This is a genomic window from Aestuariivirga sp. (genome assembly GCF_047602625.1).
GTDB lineage: Bacteria > Pseudomonadota > Alphaproteobacteria > Rhizobiales > Aestuariivirgaceae > Aestuariivirga.
Map to the genome: position 1 here is coordinate 1,746,147 of NZ_JASGGV010000002.1, position 18,880 is coordinate 1,765,026.

The 18,880-nt window shown below is 61.5% G+C and carries 19 protein-coding genes; 15 read left to right on the plus strand and 4 right to left on the minus strand.

Going from position 1 to position 18,880, the window contains the following annotated elements:
* Positions 1 to 81 precede the first annotated feature (81 nt).
* On the plus strand, positions 82 to 1,116 hold the full coding sequence (epmA, locus tag QM694_RS13685; RefSeq protein WP_415007486.1) for an EF-P lysine aminoacylase EpmA: 1,035 nt from the start codon (positions 82 to 84) through the stop codon (positions 1,114 to 1,116).
* On the opposite strand, the gene QM694_RS13690 is transcribed toward epmA, so the two are convergent.
* Complete coding sequence (locus QM694_RS13690) at positions 1,089 to 1,964, minus strand: LysR substrate-binding domain-containing protein (protein WP_415007487.1); 876 nt, start codon at positions 1,962 to 1,964, stop codon at positions 1,089 to 1,091. The genes epmA and QM694_RS13690 overlap by 28 nt on opposite strands.
* Before the next feature lie 150 nt (positions 1,965 to 2,114).
* Between QM694_RS13690 and QM694_RS13695 the strand changes: the two genes are divergently transcribed.
* Genes QM694_RS13695 through QM694_RS13715 form a run of 5 tightly spaced genes read left to right on the plus strand, consistent with a single transcriptional unit; the run spans position 2,115 to position 8,420 of the window.
* On the plus strand, positions 2,115 to 3,230 hold the full coding sequence (locus tag QM694_RS13695; protein WP_415008633.1) for a 2-aminoethylphosphonate--pyruvate transaminase: 1,116 nt from the start codon (positions 2,115 to 2,117) through the stop codon (positions 3,228 to 3,230).
* 5 nt (positions 3,231 to 3,235) lie between these two features.
* Entirely contained in the window at positions 3,236 to 4,474 is a 1,239-nt protein-coding gene (phnA, locus tag QM694_RS13700) for a phosphonoacetate hydrolase (RefSeq protein WP_415007488.1), read from the plus strand.
* Between the two features lies 1 nt (position 4,475).
* Complete coding sequence (gene phnY, locus QM694_RS13705) at positions 4,476 to 5,936, plus strand: phosphonoacetaldehyde dehydrogenase (protein WP_415007489.1); 1,461 nt, start codon at positions 4,476 to 4,478, stop codon at positions 5,934 to 5,936.
* A 13-nt stretch (positions 5,937 to 5,949) separates the two neighbouring features.
* The gene (locus QM694_RS13710) at positions 5,950 to 7,632 is read left to right on the plus strand and encodes a Na/Pi cotransporter family protein (RefSeq protein ID WP_415007490.1); all 1,683 of its coding nucleotides are present in this window, start codon (positions 5,950 to 5,952) and stop codon (positions 7,630 to 7,632) included.
* Positions 7,629 to 8,420, plus strand: coding sequence for a phosphodiesterase (locus QM694_RS13715; RefSeq protein WP_415007491.1), 792 nt, complete (start codon positions 7,629 to 7,631; stop codon positions 8,418 to 8,420). Before QM694_RS13710 ends, QM694_RS13715 begins: the two co-directional genes overlap by 4 nt.
* A 3-nt stretch (positions 8,421 to 8,423) precedes the next feature.
* On the opposite strand, the gene QM694_RS13720 is transcribed toward QM694_RS13715, so the two are convergent.
* Positions 8,424 to 9,770 carry an aspartate aminotransferase family protein gene (locus tag QM694_RS13720; RefSeq protein ID WP_415007492.1) on the minus strand — a complete coding sequence of 449 codons (1,347 nt, stop codon included), beginning with the start codon at positions 9,768 to 9,770 and terminating at the stop codon, positions 8,424 to 8,426.
* Between the two features lie 75 nt (positions 9,771 to 9,845).
* Here QM694_RS13720 and QM694_RS13725 point away from each other — a divergent pair, with 75 nt between their 5' ends.
* Genes QM694_RS13725 through QM694_RS13740 form a run of 4 tightly spaced genes read left to right on the plus strand, consistent with a single transcriptional unit; the run spans position 9,846 to position 12,840 of the window.
* Entirely contained in the window at positions 9,846 to 10,877 is a 1,032-nt protein-coding gene (locus tag QM694_RS13725; RefSeq protein ID WP_415007493.1) for a histone deacetylase family protein, read from the plus strand.
* The gene (locus QM694_RS13730) at positions 10,874 to 11,350 is read left to right on the plus strand and encodes a GNAT family N-acetyltransferase (protein ID WP_415007494.1); all 477 of its coding nucleotides are present in this window, start codon (positions 10,874 to 10,876) and stop codon (positions 11,348 to 11,350) included. The genes QM694_RS13725 and QM694_RS13730 overlap by 4 nt, the downstream gene beginning before the upstream one ends.
* Positions 11,347 to 12,237: an NAD(P)-dependent oxidoreductase gene (locus QM694_RS13735; protein WP_415007495.1), complete on the plus strand. Its 891-nt coding sequence runs from the start codon at positions 11,347 to 11,349 to the stop codon at positions 12,235 to 12,237. The genes QM694_RS13730 and QM694_RS13735 overlap by 4 nt, the downstream gene beginning before the upstream one ends.
* Before the next feature lie 9 nt (positions 12,238 to 12,246).
* Positions 12,247 to 12,840, plus strand: coding sequence for a MarR family winged helix-turn-helix transcriptional regulator (locus tag QM694_RS13740; protein ID WP_415007496.1), 594 nt, complete (start codon positions 12,247 to 12,249; stop codon positions 12,838 to 12,840).
* A gap of 3 nt (positions 12,841 to 12,843) precedes the next feature.
* On the opposite strand, the gene QM694_RS13745 is transcribed toward QM694_RS13740, so the two are convergent.
* Complete coding sequence (locus QM694_RS13745; protein ID WP_415007497.1) at positions 12,844 to 14,451, minus strand: phosphoenolpyruvate carboxykinase; 1,608 nt, start codon at positions 14,449 to 14,451, stop codon at positions 12,844 to 12,846.
* Between the two features lie 118 nt (positions 14,452 to 14,569).
* Entirely contained in the window at positions 14,570 to 15,271 is a 702-nt protein-coding gene (locus QM694_RS13750) for a HugZ family protein (protein ID WP_415007498.1), read from the minus strand.
* Between the two features lie 109 nt (positions 15,272 to 15,380).
* Between QM694_RS13750 and QM694_RS13755 the strand changes: the two genes are divergently transcribed.
* The 5 genes from QM694_RS13755 to QM694_RS13775 all read left to right on the plus strand — a co-directional run bounded on the left by QM694_RS13755 (position 15,381) and on the right by QM694_RS13775 (position 18,880).
* Positions 15,381 to 16,079, plus strand: coding sequence for a response regulator transcription factor (locus QM694_RS13755; protein ID WP_415007499.1), 699 nt, complete (start codon positions 15,381 to 15,383; stop codon positions 16,077 to 16,079).
* Positions 16,080 to 16,099: 20 nt separating this feature from the next.
* On the plus strand, positions 16,100 to 16,432 hold the full coding sequence (locus QM694_RS13760) for a sensor N-terminal transmembrane domain-containing protein (protein WP_415007500.1): 333 nt from the start codon (positions 16,100 to 16,102) through the stop codon (positions 16,430 to 16,432).
* The gene (locus QM694_RS13765) at positions 16,329 to 17,921 is read left to right on the plus strand and encodes a stimulus-sensing domain-containing protein (protein ID WP_415007501.1); all 1,593 of its coding nucleotides are present in this window, start codon (positions 16,329 to 16,331) and stop codon (positions 17,919 to 17,921) included. The genes QM694_RS13760 and QM694_RS13765 overlap by 104 nt, the downstream gene beginning before the upstream one ends.
* Positions 17,914 to 18,372 carry an HPr kinase/phosphorylase gene (locus QM694_RS13770; RefSeq protein WP_415007502.1) on the plus strand — a complete coding sequence of 153 codons (459 nt, stop codon included), beginning with the start codon at positions 17,914 to 17,916 and terminating at the stop codon, positions 18,370 to 18,372. Before QM694_RS13765 ends, QM694_RS13770 begins: the two co-directional genes overlap by 8 nt.
* Before the next feature lie 109 nt (positions 18,373 to 18,481).
* Positions 18,482 to 18,880 (plus strand): PTS sugar transporter subunit IIA, encoded by a 399-nt coding sequence (locus QM694_RS13775; RefSeq protein WP_415007503.1) that lies wholly within the window; start codon positions 18,482 to 18,484, stop codon positions 18,878 to 18,880.

The following is an 18,880-nucleotide window of genomic DNA, read 5'->3' on the forward strand; positions in this document are numbered from 1 at the left end:
GTTCTTTCCTGGAATTGCGGAGATAAGCCGCGCGGGGTAATAGCAGCCGCATTCCGTGAAGCCAACCCCCCGGAGAAACCCGTGCCGCCACGCCTTTCGCCATGGTTTTCGCCGGATCGCCACGCCGACCGGAGGCCGTTTCTCCTGGCCCGCAACCGCATCGTGGCGGCCATCCGCGGCTGGTTCGCGGACAGGGATTTCATCGAGGTGGATTGCGCGGCGCTGCAGGTCTCGCCCGGAAACGAGGCGCATCTCCACGCCTTTGAAACCAGCCTGATCCAGCCAGATGCCAGCCGGGAAGCCCGCTATCTCCACACCTCGCCGGAATTTTCCTGCAAGAAACTGCTGGCGGCGGGCGAGCGCCGGATTTTCAACGTCGGCCATGTCTTCCGCAACCGTGAGCGCACCCTCACCCATTCCCCCGAATTCACCATGCTCGAATGGTATCGCGTGGAAGAGCCTTACCGGCAGATCGTGGACGACAGCCTGGCGCTGCTCCGGCTTGCGGCGGAAACGGCGGGAGCGCGGCGCTTCCGCTGGCGGGGCCATGCCATCGATCCTTTGGCCGAAGCTGAATGGCTGACGGTGGCTGATGCCTTTGCGCGTCATGCGGGCGTCGACCTTCTGCAGACCCTTGATCGGGACGGCAATGCCGACCGTGATGCCTTAGCCGTGCAATCGTCAATCCGCGTCGCCGAGGATGATACCTGGTCCGATATTTTCAGCCGCATTCTGGTGGAACGGGTCGAGCCGCATTTGGGCAGTCATGCGCCGACAGTGCTCTATGAATATCCGGCTGTAGAAGCCGCACTGGCCCGCACCAGCCCGTATGACCCCCGCGTGTCTGAACGCTTCGAGCTTTATGCCTGCGGCGTTGAGCTGGCCAACGGCTTCGGTGAATTGACGGATGCCCAGGAGCAGCGCCGCCGCTTCGTTGCCGAGATGGACCTGAAACAGGCGATCTATGGCGAGCGTTATCCCATCGATGAAGAGTTTCTCGAAGCCCTGACGATGATGCCCGAGGCTTCGGGCGTGGCGCTGGGGCTTGACCGTCTGATCATGCTCGCAACCGGCGCCACGCGGATCGATCAGGTGTTATGGACGCCGCTTGCCTGAGCGGGACTTTCGTCAAAAAACGAGCGGATCACATGCAACCCGGCGCGCGCCTTGAGGCACAGCAGCCATTCCGCCATCTCAGCCTCCCAGTCCGCAATCTTGACGGTGTTAAGCCGCGCGTCGGGAGCGAGTTCTCCTTCCGACATGACAGCCACGCCTAGGCCCTGCGCCACCGCCTCGCGCACGGCTTCCCGGCTTTCGATCTCGATGGCGGATTGCGCCTTGAGGCCGCGGGCGCGAAATTCATCCAGCAGCAGGCGGCGCGTCACCGACCCGTCTTCGCGAAGCACCAGCGGCAAATTGGAAAGTTTTTCCAGCGTGAGCGCGCGGGGCAATTTTTCTTCGCGCCGCGTCACTGCCACCAGCCTGTCCCGCCGGAGAAGCCGCGACTGGATCGCCTCCGATGATGGCCGCTCTGCTGTCACAGCGATGTCGATGGTGAAGGCGTCGAGCTGGTCCAGCAAATCAGCCGAATTGCCCGACACCATGCGGATGGCAATGCCGGGATGGCGGGCGCGGTAGCGGGCGACCTGCGGCAGCACATGCGAGGCCGCATCAGCGCCGATGGTGAGCTGCCCTTCCTCCAGCGTCCGCGCGCGCGACAGCAGTTCCAGCGCTTCTGACTCTGCCTCGAACTGCCGCTCGCTGATGGTGAACAGCTTGCGTCCGATCTCCGTCAGTTCCACGCCCTTGGGCGTGCGGTTGAAAAGTTGTACGCCATACATTTCTTCCAGCTTCCTCACATGATCCGAGACGGCAGGCTGGGTCAGCGCCAGCCGCTCCGCGGCGCGGGAAAACCCGCAATGGACGGCGACGGCATGGAAGGCCTTGAGCTGGGCATGGCGCATATCAGTGAAACCAATGAGGAATATAAGAACATACGATTTGACTGATAGCCGTCAAGAGCCGATCAGGAGGCGGAACAGGAGTTTGCCCCAATGGTTTCGCCAGCCCCCCGCATCGTTCCCCGCTTCCACGGCCCCGCCGGCCAGGAAGACATGCCTTATCTCTTGACGCCCGGCCCTCTCACCACGTCACGCACCGTGAAGCTGGCCATGCTGGCCGACTGGGGCTCTCGCGACATCGAATTCCGCCAGGTGGTGAAGGATATCCGCAAGGGCCTTCTCAAGGCTGCGTCCTGTGGTGCCGACTATGAATGCGTGATCATGCAGGGCTCCGGCACTTTCGCCATCGAAGCGGCACTGGGCTGCTTCTGCCCCTCGGGCGAGGCCAAGACGCTGGTGGTGGCAAACGGAGCCTACGGCGACCGCGCCGCCAAAATCCTCGAACGCATTGGCCGCCCGGTGGTCAAGATCGACAAGGGCGACAGCGCCGCACCCACGGCGGAGGATGTAACGTCAGCCCTCGAGGCGGATGAAGCCATCTCGCATGTGTGGGTGATCCATTGCGAAACCACCTCCGGCATCGTGAACCCCATCCATGACATTGGCCGCGCCGTGAAGGCGAAAGGCAAAACCTATCTTGTCGACGCCATGTCATCCTTCGGTGCTTTGCCCCTCGACATGGAGGCGTCGCAGATTGATGTCATGGTGTCGTCCTCCAACAAATGCATCGAAGGCGTGCCGGGCTTCTCCTACGTTCTGGTGAAGCGTGATCTGCTGGAAGCCTCGAAAGGCAAATGCCACTCCGTCGTGCTCGATCTTTATGAACAGTGGAAAGGCCTCGAGGCCAACGGGCAATTCCGCTTCACTCCGCCCACCCACGCGCTGGTCGCCTTTCATCAGGCGCTCAAGGAATTCGAGCAGCAGGGCGGTGTCGCCGCCCGTGGCGCGCGCTACGCCAGGAACGCTCAGGTTCTGATCAAGGGCATGCGCGACATGGGCTTCTCGACGCTGCTCAACGACAATGAAGCAGGCCCCATCATCCAGACGTTTCTCACGCCGCGTGACCCCAACTTCGATTTCGAGCATTTCTATGAGGCTTTGCGCGCCCGTGGCTTTGCCATCTATCCCGGCAAGCTGACGAAGCGCCCGAGCTTCCGCATCGGTTCCATCGGCCAGGTGGACGAAAAAGTGATACAGGGCGTACTCGCCGCCATCCGCGAAACGCTTGCCGAAATGAACGTCACCGATCTCACCCCGCTTGAGGCCTGAAGAGAATGAAAACCGTTTCCGTGAATGGCCGTGACTATCATTGGCCCAAGGCACCGCTGGTGGTGATTTGCTGCGATGGCAGCGAACCTGCCTATATGGAAATTGCCATGCAGCAGGGCTTGATGCCCAATCTCAAGAAGATGATCGCCAAGGGCGAAAACCTGCGCGGCCTCTCCGCCATGCCGAGTTTTACCAATCCCAACAACCTGTCGATCGTCACCGGGCGTCCGCCCGCCGTGCATGGCATCTGCGGCAATTATCTGATCGATCCTGCCACCGGGCAGGAGACCATGATGAACGATCCCAAATGGCTGCGCGCCCCCACCATCTTTGCCGCCTTCCAGCAGCAGGGCGCCAAGGTCGCTGTCATCACCGCCAAGGACAAGCTGCGCCTGCTGCTCGGCAAGGGCTTGGTGTTCGATGGCACGGCGGTGGCCTTTTCCTCCGAGAAGGCTGACAAGGCGACGCTCAAGGACAATGGCATCGAGAATGTCTGCGCCATGGTGGGGATGGACGTGCCGGAAGTCTATTCGGCTGAACTGTCGGAATTCGTCTTCGCGGCGGGCGTCAAACTGCTTGCTTCCATGAAGCCCGATCTCATGTATCTCTCGACCACCGATTACGTGCAGCACAAATACGCGCCAGGCTCCAGGGGCGCCAACGCCTTCTATGCGATGATGGACAAATATCTGGGCCAGCTCGATGCAGGTGGCGCCACCATCGTCATCGTCGCCGACCATGGCATGAAGGACAAGCATCTTCCCAATGGCGAACCCGATGTGATCTACCTGCAGGACGTGCTCGACAGGAAATTCGGATCGGGCAAGACCAAGGTGATCCTGCCGATCACCGACCCTTACGTCGTGCATCACGGCGCACTGGGTTCTTTCGCTACCGTTTATGTCTATGGCCCCGCCGTCGCCGATGTGATGGCGGAGATAAAATCGCAACCCGGCATCGATGTGGTCGTGAACAGGGCGGACGGCTGCGCGCGCTTTGAATTGCCGGAAGACCGCACCGGCGATGTGATCGTGATTTCCGGCGGCCCTGCGGCTTCCAAGGTCATCGGCACCAGCCGCGAGAAGCATGATCTGTCCGGCCTCAAGGAGCCGCTGCGCTCCCACGGCGGGCTGACGGAACAGGAAATCCCGGTGATCTCCAACCGCAAGCTGGCGCATCTGCCCAAGACCTTGCGCAATTTCGATGCCTTCTTCATCGGCTGCAACAATCTGGCGGAGGCTTGAGATGAACGCGCCCGTATCCACCCACCCGGTCATCCGGGAATCGATGCGCATCGGCGGCCGCAAGGTCGATGCCGATGATGTCGTGCCGGTTCACTATCCCTATACGAATGAAGTCATCGGCACAGTGCCCGCAGGCCGCGCCGAACATGCGGCAAAGGCCTTCGCCATCGCGGCGGCCTATAAGCCGAAGCTCACGCGCTATGAACGCCAGCAGATCCTCTTCCGCACCGCGGAGCTGATCCGCGACCGCAAGGACCAGCTTTCCGACCTCATCACCCTGGAACTGGGCTTGTCCAAGAAGGATTCGCTCTATGAATGTGGGCGCGCCTATGACGTCTATTCCCTCGCTGGCCAACTGGCGATCCTTGACGATGGCCAGATCTTTTCCTGCGATCTGACGCCCCAGGGCAAGGCGCGCAAGATATTCACCAAGCGCGAGCCGGTGGGCGTGATCTCCGCCATCACCCCCTTCAATCATCCCCTCAATATGGTCTCGCACAAGGTGGCGCCCGCCATCGCCACCAACAATTGCGTGGTGTGCAAGCCCACGGAACTGACGCCGCTCACCGCCATTGCGCTGGCCGATATTCTTTATGAAGCGGGCCTGCCGCCGGAGATGTTCCAGGTCGTCACCGGCTGGCCGGACGCCATCGGCGATGAGATGGTGACCAACCCTGACATCAGCGTCATCACCTTCACGGGCGGCGTGCGCGTCGGCAAGATCATCGCTGCCAAGGCCGCCTACAAGCGCGCCGCACTGGAACTCGGCGGCAATGATCCGCTGATCATCCTTGATGATCTTTCCGGCAGTGATCTCGACAAGGCGGCGGAGCTCGCGGTTGCCGGTGCCACGAAAAATTCCGGCCAACGCTGCACGGCGGTGAAGCGCATTCTCGTGCAGGAGAAAGTGGCCGACAAATTCGTGGAGCTCACCCTCGCCAAGGCGAAGAAGATCAAGTTCGGCGATCCGATGAATCCCGAAACCGATCTGGGCTGCGTGGTTCATGAGGCGGCGGCCAAAGTGTTCGAGGAGCGCGTCTATAAGGCAGCGGAACAGGGCGCCAAGGTGCTTTATGATCCGGGCCGCAAGGGTGCCGTTCTGCCGCCCATCACGGTTGATTTCGTGCCGCACCAGTCGGAACTGGTGTTCGAGGAAACCTTCGGCCCCGTCATCCCCATCGTGCGGGTTCCCAATGATGATGCCGAGGTGATGAGGATTTCCAACTCCACACCCTTCGGCCTCTCCTCCGGTGTCTGCACCAACAGCCTGCCGCGCATGACGCGCTTTGTCGAAGGGCTGAACGTTGGCACCGTCAATATCTGGGAAGTGCCGGGTTACCGCATCGAAATGTCGCCCTTCGGCGGGATCAAGGACAGCGGCAACGGCATCAAGGAAGGCGTCATGGAGGCCATGAAGTTTTTCACCAATGTGAAGACATGGTCTTTGCCGTGGCCGGCATAGGGTTGAAGCGGGATTGAACGACCAGGGCACCCTCGTCATCGTCAATTTGCTGGGCGGGGTGGCCCTGCTGCTCTGGGGCGTGCGCATGGTGCGCACCGGCGTCATGCGCGCCTGGGGCGACCGCCTCCGGTCCTTCATCGAATTGAGACTCGGCAATCGCCTGTCGGCCTTCGTGGCGGGCGGCGTGGCGACGGCCATTCTGGGCAGCAGCACGGCGATGCGGCTGATCCTCACTGGCCTCGCGGCCTCAGGCGCCATTGGCACGGCGCTGGGTTTGGCGGTTCTTCTTGGCGCTGATATCGGCTCGGCGGTGGTGTCGAGCGTCTTTGCCTCGGGCAGCAGCTTTGCCCTGTGGGCCTCGCCCATCCTGCTCTTTGCGGGCTATGTCACCTTCAACGCCTCATCCGAGTTCCGCCCCCACAATGTCGGCCGCATCCTCATTGGCTTCGGCCTCATGCTGCTGTCGCTGCAGCTGATTTCAACCGCAACCGCGCCCTTGAAAGATGCCAGCCTGTTCCATGACGTGCTGGCGTCGGTGGGCAATGAACCGGTGCTGGCCTTCCTGCTCGGCGCGCTGATGGCGTGGATGTTCCATTCCACCCTTGCCGCCATTCTGCTGGTTGCATCCTTCCTCTCCAATGGCAGCCTCGAAGTGGCGGGCGCGCTGAGTTTCATTCTCGGCATTAATTTCGGCGGTGGGCTGCCCGCGGTTTCTTCGACCTTTTCCCTGCCGCCCGCGGCGCGGCGGCTGCCGCTCGGCAATCTCCTGTGCCGGGGCTTCATGGCCATTCTGGCGCTCGCCTTCCTGCCGCATCTGACGCCCTTCGTGATGAAGATGCCGTTCCGCCCGGTGGAGATGACGGTCGCCTTCCACACGATCTTCAATACCGTAACCGGACTGCTCTTCCTGCCGCTCACCGGCCTCGTCGAGCGGCTCATGAAGCGCATCATCCCCGATGCCGAGCTTGATGCCGATACGCTGGCAAAGCCGCGCTATCTCGATGCCGTGGCACTGGGAACGCCCACCGTAGCGCTTTCCAACGCCGTTCTTGAAACCGTGCGCATGAGCGAAGTGCTGGATCGCATGTTCGAAACGGCCCTCAAGGCGCTGCGTACCGGCAGCCTTGAAACGCTTAAACTTCTTAAAGGCCTGGATGAACGCCTCAACGCCTATCACACCGCCGTCCAGTCCTATATTTCCGACCTTGCGCAGCGCGAATTGTCGCCCGAGGAAAGCCGCCGTGCATTGGAGATCACGCTCTATACCAGCAACCTCGAACATGCGGGCGACGTCATCCACCTGAACCTCGCCGACCGCATCAAGACCAAGGCGAAAGAAAGCGTGGCCTTCAGCGTCGAGGAACAGGCCTCGCTCGATGATCTCTGTCTTATCATCCATGAGAACCTGAGGATCGCCACCGGCGTGCTGTCGTCCGGCGATGTCGAAGGGGCGAAGCGCCTCATCGCCCAGAAGGATGCCTTCCGCGCGCTGGAGAATTCCGTGCTCGATGGCCATTTCCGCACCGGCAGCCGTGGCTCGGGCAAGGCACTCAGGAGAAGCGCGCTCTATGTCGACATGATCCGCGACCTGCACCGCATCAACTCCCACATCGTCTCGGCGGGCTATCCGATTGTCGAGGCGGCGGGGCTGTTGCGCGGTTCACGGCTCCGCCTCGAAGAAGGGCAGCCCTTGTGAAATTTATCCACCTCACCGACCTCCATCTCACCGTGCCGGGAGCGCTGCTATGGGGGCTAGACCCTTGGGCGCAGCTGGATGCCTGCCTCGCCGATATCGCGCGCCATCATGCCGATGCCGCCTTCGTCGCCATCACCGGGGATCTCACGGAGCGCGGCGAAGTTTCAGCCTATGACGCACTCAAGAAAAGGCTCGTGGATTTTCCGCTCGAAACCCATCTCATGCTCGGCAACCACGATGACCGGAAAAAATTCCGCAGCGTGTTTGGCGGCGACGGCATGGTCCAGTCTGCGGTCACGCGCGGCGGCAACGGCTTCCTGTTTCTCGATACGCTCAAAGGGCCGCCCTCTTCGGCAGGGCTTTATGATGAAGAGCGCCGCACCTGGCTTAAGGGGGAACTGAAAAAGGCAGATGGCGCGCCCGTCTATCTTTTCCTGCACCATCCGCCTTTCGCCATTGGCCATCCGCTGATGGATCTGATCGCACTGGAAGAGCCGGAGGCGTTCGCCACCCTCCTTAAAGGGCATGACATCCGCCATATGTTCTTCGGCCACGCCCACCGCACCATCAGCGGACAATGGCGCGGCATTCCGTTCTCGGCCTTGCCGAGCCTCAACCACCAATTGCCGCTGGTGCCAGGCGCTGTGGACACCGTCTACAGTAACGAACCGCCGATGTATGCCGTGGTGTTGCTGGAACAGGATCGCACCATCGTTCATTCCGATGCGTTCCTCAATCGCACGCCTGCCCAGATGCCGCCCGATGCAGAGCGCAGCGACTGGTATTGAGCGCTATCCCAGTCTCTTGTCCGCCAGCACCTCGCGGATGGATTTCGCCGTCTTGGTAACGATCTCGTCGAGTTCTGCATCGGTTGAATTATAGGGCGGCGCCAGGATCACCACATCGCCATTGATGCCATCGGCATTGCCGCCCACGGGATAGCAGATCAGCCCATTGTCCAGCGCCTTCTGGCGGATATGCATGAACAGCTTGTGCTCGGCGGCGAAGGGTTCCTTCGTCTTGCGGTTTTTCACAAGCTCTGCGGCGATGAAATAGCCGCGCCCGCGCACGTCGCCCACCGCCTCGATATCGCGCGTCGCCTCCTTGATCATGGCGATAAATTTGGATTCGTTCGCCAGCACGCGCTCGACGAGCTTCTCGCGCTGGACGATCTTCTGCACCGCCACGCCCGCCGCACAGCAGGCGGTGTGTCCGGTGAAGGTGTGGCCGGTCATCGGCGTGCCGTAAACGCTGTGGATCGCATCTGCCACCTTGTCATTATAGATGGCGGCGCCCAGCGGCAGGTAACCTGCGGCAAGCCCCTTGGCGACGGACATGATATCGGGCTCGACGCCATCGCGCTCCAGCGCCCGCCAATGGCCGCAGCGCCCGGCGCCCGACATCACCTCGTCGGAAATCATGATCACGCCATAGCGGTCGCAGATCGCGCGGATACGCTTGGCATAGCCTTGAGGCGCGGGCACGCAACCGCCCGCCGCACCCACGACGGGCTCGAAGATAAAGGCGCACACCTTGTCCGGCCCCACGCGCAGGATTTCGTCTTCCAGTTCCTTGGCGCACACCTCGGCCAGCGTTTCGGGCGTGGCGCCCGCCACCGGGCGATAGGCATTGACGGGCGAGAGGCGCGAGACATCGAGCAGCGACCCCTCGAACGGCTTCTTGCGCTCGAGGAAGCCCGAGACGGAGAGCGCGCCCAGCGTATTGCCGTGCCACGAACGTTCGCGGGCGATGAAACGCCTGCGGCTCATGTCGCCCCGTGCCGAATGATATTGCAGCGCCAGCTTGAGACAGGATTCGACCGCTTCCGATCCGCCCGTCACATACACCATGTGGTTGAGCGTGCCGCCGCAGCGCCCACGGATGATCTCGGTCAGTTCTTCCAGCGCATCGGTGGTGAAATTGTAGCGGTAGCCATGGGCAATGCGGTCAAGCTGCGTCTTGATGGCGTCATTCACTTCCGCATTGCCATGGCCGATGCAATAAACGGCAGGGCCGCCGGACCCGTCGATATACTGCTTGCCCTCGGCATCATGCAGATAGCTGCCCTTGGCCCAGACGACCTTCGGGAGGCCGCCGGTGGAGTGAATGTGGGAAGAGGCTTCTGCGCGTGCCAGCATGGGAAAAACTCGCCTTGTTTTGAAAAACCACTGTTGGCAAGCTATTAGCAGAGCGGATTGGGGCTAAGCAAACCGATGATCACCATTTTTGACGACGCGCAGCGCGCCCATGCGCCTGCGGAATATATCGCCGCCGGCAAGGCGCAGCCGAGCCCCGAAATCCCGGCCCGCATCGACATGCTGCTGGAAGGCGTCCGCCGGGTGGGCCTCATGCTGGAAAGGCCGCCCGCCATCACGCGCGAAGTGCTGGAACTCGTGCATGAGCCCCGCTACCTCACATTCCTCGAGAATGTCTGGACGCGCTGGTCAAGGCTTCCGGAGGCAGGCGCCTATCCGATGTCCAACTGCTTTGCCTTGGGGCGCAATAATCTTCCACCCACCGGCTATCCCGACAGTGTCGTGGGCCAGTGCGGCTATCATCTGGGTGACGGCTCCTGTCCGATCCTCGCCGAAACCTGGGCCTCTTCCTGCGCCAGTGCCGCAACGGCAGCACACGGCGCAACGCGCATGCTCGAAGGCGAAAAGCTCGTCTATGCGTTGTGCCGCCCGCCGGGACACCATGCCTCCGCCGACATGGCGGCAGGCTTCTGCTATTTCAACAACACGGCGATCGCCGCCGAAAAGCTCAACCGCGCCGGAAAGCGCACCGCCATTCTCGATATCGACGTGCATCACGGCAATGGCACGGAAGCGATATTCTATGACCGTGCGGACGTCCTCACCGTGTCGATCCATGCACACCCCAAACGCTTCTATCCCTATTTCTGGGGGTTTGCCGAAGAGCGGGGGCGGGGCGAAGGCGAGGGCTTCAATCTCAATCTGCCGCTGGAACGCGGCATCGGGATCGGGGAATATCTTGCGGCACTCGAAACTGCGCTGAAGCGTATTGCAGCCTTTGCGCCTGATGTGCTGGTGCTGGCAACCGGTCTTGATATTGCGGAGGACGATCCTTTTCAGGGCTTCGCCATCCGGACGCCGGAGTTCAGCGACATCGGCCGCATGATCGCCTCGGCAGGCTGGCCCACTCTGGTGGTGCAGGAAGGCGGATATCCCTCTCCCAACCTCGGCCTCAATCTTGCGTCTCTTCTCAAAGGTCTTGGCGCATGAGCGTGACCATCAGGTCGATGGCGGATGCCGATGCGCCAGCGGTGGTTGAAATGGTGCGGGGCCTAGCGGGTCATGTCGGTCAATCCGTGCCGAAGCTGACGCCTGAAGGCCTCATTTCAAGCCGTGATCTGATCGATGTTGTGGTGGCCGAAGAAGAGAACCGCATCATCGGCGCCTGCCTCGGCCTCATGACCTATTCGACATGGCGCGGCGCGAAGGGCCTTTATGTCGTCGATCTCTTCGTCGCCGAAGATGCGCGGGGCAGGAATGTCGGCCTCGATCTCCTCGTCCGCTCTGCGGAACGCGCGCGCGGCAAGGGCGCGGAATTCATCAAGCTGGAAGTCGATTATCTCAATGAAGGCGCTGCGCGCTTTTATGAGCGTCACGGCTTCGTGCGCAAAGACAGCGACAGGCTTTTCATCCTTGAGGCGAACCAGCTGCAGGGTTTCATCACACGAAAGGGCAGGACATGAGCATCAAGCGCGTTGGAATGATCGGTGTCGGCCTCATGGGCCATGGCATCGCCAAGAACATTGTCGAAAAGGGCTTCGATCTTACGGTGATGGGCCACCGCAACCGCGCGCCCGTCGAGGACCTGCTCGCCAAGGGCGCGAAAGAGGCGAAGACTCCGGCGGAATTGGCAAAGCAGTCCGATCTGGTGATCCTCTGCGTCACCGGCACGCCGGAGGTGGAACAGGCTGTTTATGGTGAAAGCGGCCTTCTCTCTGCGATGCCGAAGGGTCTCATCATTGCCGATTGCTCCACTGCAGAGCCGGATTCAACGGTCAAGATCGCTGCCGATGTGGCGGCCAACGGCGGTCACTTCGTGGATACGCCCATGGTGCGCACGCCCAAGGAAGCCGAAGCCGGCAAACTTGGCCTCATGGTGGGCGGCCCGAAGGACGTTCTCGCGAAAATCCGTCCCATTCTGGATACTTTCGCAGATACCATCGTCTATGCGGGAGACGTGGGCGCGGCGCACCGCCTCAAGCTCCTCAATAATTTTATCGCCATCGCCAATGCCGCGGTGGCGTCCGAGGCGATTGCCGTCGCCAGCAAGGCAGGCATCGACATGGAAGCCCTTCGCGATATCGTGATGTCGGGCGGCGCTGCATCGCTGATGTTCAGCAGGCTGATCAATGTGCCGTTGAGCAATGACGACAGCCACGCCAAATTCGCCATTCGCAACGCCAGGAAGGATCTCCGCTATTACACCAACATGACCGAGACCATGCCAGTCGCCTCCTTCATGGCCGAGAGCACGCACCAGCTTCTGGTGATGGCCGATAATCTGGGCTACGGCGAACGCTATGTGCCGCGCCTGATCGATGTCCTGAAGAAGATCAACGGCATCGCATGAGGAAGGCCCATGGCGCGCGATGACGAAGAGGATGATGTGTCAGGCGTGGACATTGCCCATCCGCTTGAGCGCCTTGCCCGCCTCATGCGCACGGCGGAACACAGCCACGGCCTCAATCCCGCGCAATGGGAGGCGCTGCGCTATCTCGCCCGCGCCAACCGCTTTTCAAATGCCCCTGGCTCCCTCACCCGCTATCTCGGCGCCACCAAGGGCACGATTTCGCAAACCGTGATGGCGCTGGAGCGCAAGGGGTGCATTTCGAAGCAGCAGCGCGACGGCGAAAAGCGGTCCGTGGCGCTGGCGCTCACCGATCAGGGGCGTGCTGTCCTTGAACATGATCCGTGGGCAAGGCTGGCGGCGGAAGCGGATGATCTTGGCGGCAAGACGCGGCGTCGTTTTGCGAGGGGAGTCAGCGAGCTTCTGGAGGCCGAATTGAAGCATGGCGGCCATCCCGCTTTCGGAACCTGCGTGGATTGCCGCTTCTTCCGTGAGAAAGGCCGTGACGGCGATCCCAAAGGCCCGCATCTCTGCATGCAGTTCAATGCGCCATTGGCAAAACGTGAAACGGCGCTTCTCTGCGCCTTCCACGAACCACGGAATTGAAAACTATTCCGCTGCCAGTTGCACGCAAGGGCTTGCGGCTTTGACATCAGCCGAAACCTGATCCTCGAAGCGCATGAAATTCTCCACGAACATGCCGACCAGCTTGCGCGCCTGCGCATCGTAAGCTGTGGGGTCTGCCCATGTGGACCGGGGATCGAGCAGCGAAGAGTCGACACCGTCAATCGCGGTGGGCACGGCAAATCCGAAATGCGGATCGGTGCGCCATTCGCCGGATTCGAGCCGCCCGTCCAGCGCTGCATCGAGAAGCGCGCGCGTCACCGCGATGGGCATGCGCCGTCCGGTTCCATAGGCGCCGCCGGTCCATCCGGTGTTCACGAGATAGCAGGAGACATTGTGCCGGGCGATCAGGCCGCGCAGCAGATTGCCGTAAACGCCGGGGTGGCGCGGAATGAAGGGCGCGCCGAAACAGGTCGAGAAGGTGGCTTGAGGTTCCGTCACCCCGCGTTCGGTGCCCGCCACCTTGGCCGTGTAGCCGGACAGGAAATGATACATCGCCTGCTGCGGCGTGAGCCTGGCGATTGGCGGCAGCACGCCGAAGGCATCGGCGGTCAGCATCACGATGGTCCTGGGGATGGGCGCGCGTCCCGTGGCGCTGGCGCCGGGAATGGCGGAGAGCGGATAGGCGGCGCGCGTATTCTCCGTCTTGCTGCCGTCTTCGAGATTGATCTGCCGCGTCACCGGATCGATGGCGACGTTTTCGAGAACCGTGCCCCAGCTTTTGGTGGCGGCGAAGATCGAAGGTTCTGCCTCATAGGAGAGGTTGATGACCTTCGCGTAGCAGCCGCCTTCGAAATTGAACACGCCGTCTTCTGACCAGCCATGCTCGTCGTCACCGATCAGCATGCGTCGGGGGTCGGCGGAGAGGGTCGTCTTACCGGTGCCTGAGAGACCGAAGAACACGGCGGCATCGCCTGCCTGTCCCACATTGGCGGAACAGTGCATAGGCATCACACCTTCAGCCGGCAGCAGGTAGTTCAGCACCGTGAACACTGCCTTCTTGATCTCACCCGCATATTGCGTGCCGCCGATCAGGACGAGCCCATGGGCGAGATCGAGGGCGATCACCGTTTCGCTGCGCGTGCCGTGGCGCTTCGAGTCGGCCTTGAAGCTCGGAAGGTCGATGATCGTCAGCTTCGGCGCGAAGCCGTCGCGTGATGGCGGAACGATCAGCAGATGCTGGATGAACAGCGCGTGCCAGGCATATTCCGAGATGACGCGCACCGGCAGCGCATGTGCGGCATCGGCCCCCGCCACGAGGTCTTGCACGCTCAGGGCTTTCAGCCGCGCATGCGCCATGAAGTCCTGTTTTAGGGTTTCGAACTGCGCCGGGCTCATCGCCCGGTTGTTGTCCCACCAGATGGTATTTTCGGTTTCGGCATCACGGACGATGTATTTGTCCTGGGGGCTGCGGCCTGTGTGGGTTCCGGTTGAAACAACCAGCGCCCCGCCATCCGCCACCTGCGCCTCGCCGCGCGCCAGCGCCTCCTGATAAAGTGCAGGGGCAGAGGCATTCCAGGACACCGGACCGATCCAGCGCAGACCCAGCGTGCTCAATTGCGAACGAATGAGACTGTCGACAGCGGTATCCATGCCCGGCCCTCCTTGGGAAGGCCGGACACTAGCTGCGGGAACCATCCTGCTCAAGAAAAAAGATGGTTTAAAATCAATAATATGCGGTAACGAACATCAGAAAAATGATTTGAAACAATCAATTCTTCAGCATCTTGGCCAGCTTGGCTCGTAACGCGCCGCCTGTGAAAACCGGCTCTTCAAACGGCAGCCGCAGACTCAATTCTCCATGCCCCAGATCGCAGCCATCAGGGTCAATCCCGAGGATTTTCCACGGCCCGGGCTCAGCGCCCAGCAACTCCACCGCATAGCGGCCGGCGGCATTGGCATGGTCCTCAGCCATGTGGGCAATGGCGCCCGCTTCCAGTTCCGCCATCTCCCTGGCCTGCGGAAACACCTCATCGGCCTGAAGGGTTTCAATCCGCCCAAACCCAGCGACAGCGTGAACAAGTTCGGGCTGCATGCGCCAGAAGGCGAAATCCTTGAACTCCGCATAGAACCCGGCGGTGGGGTGGCGGGCCAGATAACGCCGCTTGAGGGCCTGATCGTCCACCTTCTCGAATCGTCCCATCACTGTCATCCGTGCCCCAGTCAGCGCATCGCCTTGCGCCGGAAGCTCCGCCACCATCAGGCTGGCGCGGGGATCGGCGAGAAGGTTTTGCGTGTGCCAGGCAAGGGTCGAAATCAGCAGGATTGGCCAGCCCGCCAAGTCTGTTGCAACATTGGCAAGCGACGCATAGGGAATACCACCCTCCCTGTTCAGCGTCGCCAGCGTGCCGGTGCGGGCCCGCCGCAGAAGCTGACGGGCCTCTGTTCCGGTGAAAGTTCTGGGGTTTACCATGATCAGTCCTCGCTATATCCGGGCAGAGGCTTTATCATGCCTGCCACATTTTGTTCCAGTTCCGCCCCTACAGCCAGCCCCATTGGGGGCCCAGTCAAGGAACCAAGCAATGCCGACGATCGCACTTGTCGACGACGACCGTAACATCCTGACCTCCGTGGGCATGACCCTCGAAGCCGAAGGCTACAGCGTGCAGAAATACAATGATGGCGCCGCCGCCCTCCAGGGTCTGCAGGATACGCCGCCCGATATGGCCATCTTCGATATCAAGATGCCGCGCATGGATGGCATGGAGCTGTTGCGCCGCATTCGCCAGAAGACCGATCTTCCCGTCATCTTCCTGACCTCCAAGGACGACGAGATCGATGAGCTCTTCGGCCTCAAGATGGGTGCTGATGATTTCATCAAGAAACCGTTCTCCCAGCGCCTGCTGGTCGAGCGTGTGAAGGCCGTGATGCGCCGTGCCGGCACGCGCGATGCAGCGGCAGCCCCCACGGAAGCCGCCAAGGTGATCGAGCGTGGCAAGCTGGCCATGGACCCGGATCGCCATTCCTGTACGTGGGACGGCAAGCCCGTGACGCTGACGGTCACCGAATTTCTGATCCTGCAGTCGCTGGCCCAGCGGCCCGGCATCGTCAAAAGCCGCGACGCGCTGATGGACGCCGCCTATGATGACCAGGTCTATGTCGATGACCGCACCATCGACAGTCACATCAAGCGCCTGCGCAAGAAGTTCAACCAGGTCGATGCGGACTTCGACGCCATTGAAACGCTCTATGGCGTGGGCTACCGCTTCAAGGAGCAATAGAGCCTGAACGGGCGCGCCTGATGCTGGACAAGGTGAAGGCTGTTGAAGCGGCCGAGCGGAACGATGCCGAGGAGGCTGGCGAACAGTCTGAACCGGCCGTTCCGCATACGGAGCATATCAGCCTCATCCAGCGTCTGGCGCCGCAGCGCCTCACCAGCCGCATCGTTCTCCTCAACCTGCTGGGCCTTGCCATTCTCGTGGCGGGCATTCTCTATTTCAACCAGTTCCGCCAGGGCCTGATCGATGCCCGTGTGCAGAGTTCTCACGACGCAGGCGCACATCATTTCGGCCGCCGTGGCAGGCTCGGCCACCATCGACACCGGATCGATCGTTATCGATCCCGATTCGCTTGATGATACGACCACCGATGACAGCGCGTCCGATTCAAGCCAGTTGAGCTCGCTCGATTTTCCCATCAATCCGGAAACCGCCGCCCCCATCCTCAAGCGCCTGCTCACCAACACCACGGTGCGCGCCCGTATCATCGATCCCGACGGCAACATGGTGGTGGACAGCCGCTTTCTCTATGGCCGCAGCGACATCGTGCAAAGCGATCTGCCGCCCATCGGCGGAGACGCCGAACCGAACATGGTTACGCGCCAGTGGAACCGTTTCGTGAACTGGCTGCTCGCCTATGATTATCCCGTGCAGAAGGAATATGGCCTCGACAATGGCAAGAATTTTCCCGAAGTCGCTGCGGCCTTGAATGGTGCATCCGTCAGCCTCGTGCGGCTGAATGACAAGCGCCAGATCATCGTGCTGGTGTCGGTGCCGGTGCAGCGTTTCAAGGCCGTGCTGGGCGCGCTTGTTCTTTCCACCACTGGTGGCGAAATCGATGACGTGCTTAAGGCCGAACGCCGCGTGGTGCTGTTCACGTTCGGCTTCGTGGCGCTGGTGACAGCACTTCTGTCCGTGTTTCTCGCCGGCACCATCGCCGAACCCATTCGCCGTCTCGCGGCTGCGGCTGAACAAGTGAGGCGCGGCATCAATCGCCGGGTGGAAATTCCCGATTTCACCGCCCGGCGCGACGAGATCGGCCATTTGTCCGGCGCCATCCGCGACATGACCAACGCGCTCTACAATCGCATCGATGCCATAGAGGCTTTTGCCGCCGATGTGAGCCATGAGCTCAAGAATCCGCTCACCTCGCTCCGGAGCGCCGTCGAGACCCTGGCCTATGTCAAGACCGATGAGCAGCGCACCCGCCTCATCGACATCGTGAAGCATGATGTGAAACGGCTCGACCGGCTCATCACCGATATTTCCGATGCCTCGCGCCTTGATGCCGAACTGGCGCGCAGCGAACAGCGCCCCGTCGATATGGTGAAGCTGCTGCAGGCCATCGTTTCGCTCGCCAATGAAACGCGGAAAGACGGACAGGCCGAGATCAGTTTCGAAACAGCGCGCCTGCCTACAGGTGTTGATCCGGTGCGCGGCTATATCGTGCTCGGCCATGATTCACGCCTAGGACAGGTCATCCGCAATCTCATCGACAATGCGCGGTCTTTCACGTCCCCCGGCACGAAGATCACCGTCCGCATCCGGCGGGTTGGCGGCGATGTCGAAGTAAGGGTCGATGATCAGGGGCCGGGTATCAGGCCGGATAATCTCGAGCGCATCTTCGAGCGTTTTTATACCGACCGGCCCGAATATAGTTTCGGCTCCAACTCGGGGCTTGGCCTGTCGATCTCCAAGCAGATCGTCGAGGCCCACAAGGGTCGCATCTGGGCCGAAAACCGCCTGGGTAAGATCGCTGCCGACGGGGAGCGTCCGGTGCTGGGCGCGCGCTTCATTGTTCGCATTCCCGCCGTGCCGGACGACTGGACACCGCCGGATGCCTGAGCGCATTACGCTGCACGGCACATGCGTGTCGATTGAAGGGCAGGGCGTACTGCTGCTCGGCCCTCCGGGCAGCGGCAAGTCCGATCTGGCGCTCAGGCTGATCGATCAACCGGGTCTGGGTACCGGATTGGATGACATGCGCGCGATGCTGGTGTCGGACGATCAGGTCACCATCACTGTTGAAGAGGAAAGCCTCCGCGCCCAGGCGCCGCAGGCGATTGCGGGGCTTCTCGAAATTCGCGGTCTTGGCGTGGTGCGCGTGCCGTGCAAACTCGACGCGGTGTTGCGGATGGTGGTGCGCCTCAAACCGGCGGCGGAGATCGAGCGCCTGCCGGTGCCGCAGCAGACAGAAATCCTGGGCCAGCACCTGCCAGTGCATGAGATCGACCCGTGGGCCCTCTCGGCTCCTGCCCGCGTCCGCGCGGCGCTTCGCGTCAATTCCGGCCTATGAATCAATATTGCAACCGCACAATGATCGGGGCATTGTGCGCCTCCCATTGGCCTGAGCGGCCGTTAAAAAACCGAGGGAGCTTGCCTTTGCCGGCAGCCGGAATGTTGCGATGATCGGTCTCGTTCTGGTCACCCATGGAAGGCTCGCCGAGGAATTCGTGCACGCCCTCGTCCATATCGTCGGGCCGCAGGAGCATATCGAGTCTGTCTGCATCGGCGCCGACGACAAGATGGATGCGCGCCGGGTTGACATCGCCAATGCCATATCCAGGGTTGATCGTGGCGCGGGCGTCATCATTCTCACCGACATGTTTGGCGGTACTCCGTCCAACCTTGCCATTTCACTGATGGAACTGGGCCGGGTGGAAGTCGTCGCAGGTCTTAATCTTCCAATGCTCGTCAAGCTGGCGCGCATCCGCAAGGACGCCAATCTCGAAAAGGCGGCCATCACGGCGCAGGATGCCGGCCGGAAATACATCAACATCGCCAGCCAGATTTTGGGGGATTGA

Coding starts and splice junctions, on each gene's coding strand:
- QM694_RS13775 (WP_415007503.1), top strand. CDS start 18,482: ATGATCGGTCTCGTTCTGGTCACCCATGGAAGGCTCGCCGAGGAATTC.
- QM694_RS13690 (WP_415007487.1), bottom strand. CDS start 1,964: ATGCGCCATGCCCAGCTCAAGGCCTTCCATGCCGTCGCCGTCCATTGC.
- QM694_RS13725 (WP_415007493.1), top strand. CDS start 9,846: ATGATCACCATTTTTGACGACGCGCAGCGCGCCCATGCGCCTGCGGAA.
- phnY (WP_415007489.1), top strand. CDS start 4,476: ATGAACGCGCCCGTATCCACCCACCCGGTCATCCGGGAATCGATGCGC.
- QM694_RS13770 (WP_415007502.1), top strand. CDS start 17,914: ATGCCTGAGCGCATTACGCTGCACGGCACATGCGTGTCGATTGAAGGG.
- QM694_RS13720 (WP_415007492.1), bottom strand. CDS start 9,770: ATGCTGGCACGCGCAGAAGCCTCTTCCCACATTCACTCCACCGGCGGC.
- QM694_RS13745 (WP_415007497.1), bottom strand. CDS start 14,451: ATGGATACCGCTGTCGACAGTCTCATTCGTTCGCAATTGAGCACGCTG.
- QM694_RS13750 (WP_415007498.1), bottom strand. CDS start 15,271: ATGGTAAACCCCAGAACTTTCACCGGAACAGAGGCCCGTCAGCTTCTG.
- QM694_RS13730 (WP_415007494.1), top strand. CDS start 10,874: ATGAGCGTGACCATCAGGTCGATGGCGGATGCCGATGCGCCAGCGGTG.
- phnA (WP_415007488.1), top strand. CDS start 3,236: ATGAAAACCGTTTCCGTGAATGGCCGTGACTATCATTGGCCCAAGGCA.
- QM694_RS13695 (WP_415008633.1), top strand. CDS start 2,115: ATGCCTTATCTCTTGACGCCCGGCCCTCTCACCACGTCACGCACCGTG.
- QM694_RS13760 (WP_415007500.1), top strand. CDS start 16,100: ATGCTGGACAAGGTGAAGGCTGTTGAAGCGGCCGAGCGGAACGATGCC.
- QM694_RS13740 (WP_415007496.1), top strand. CDS start 12,247: ATGGCGCGCGATGACGAAGAGGATGATGTGTCAGGCGTGGACATTGCC.
- QM694_RS13735 (WP_415007495.1), top strand. CDS start 11,347: ATGAGCATCAAGCGCGTTGGAATGATCGGTGTCGGCCTCATGGGCCAT.
- QM694_RS13755 (WP_415007499.1), top strand. CDS start 15,381: ATGCCGACGATCGCACTTGTCGACGACGACCGTAACATCCTGACCTCC.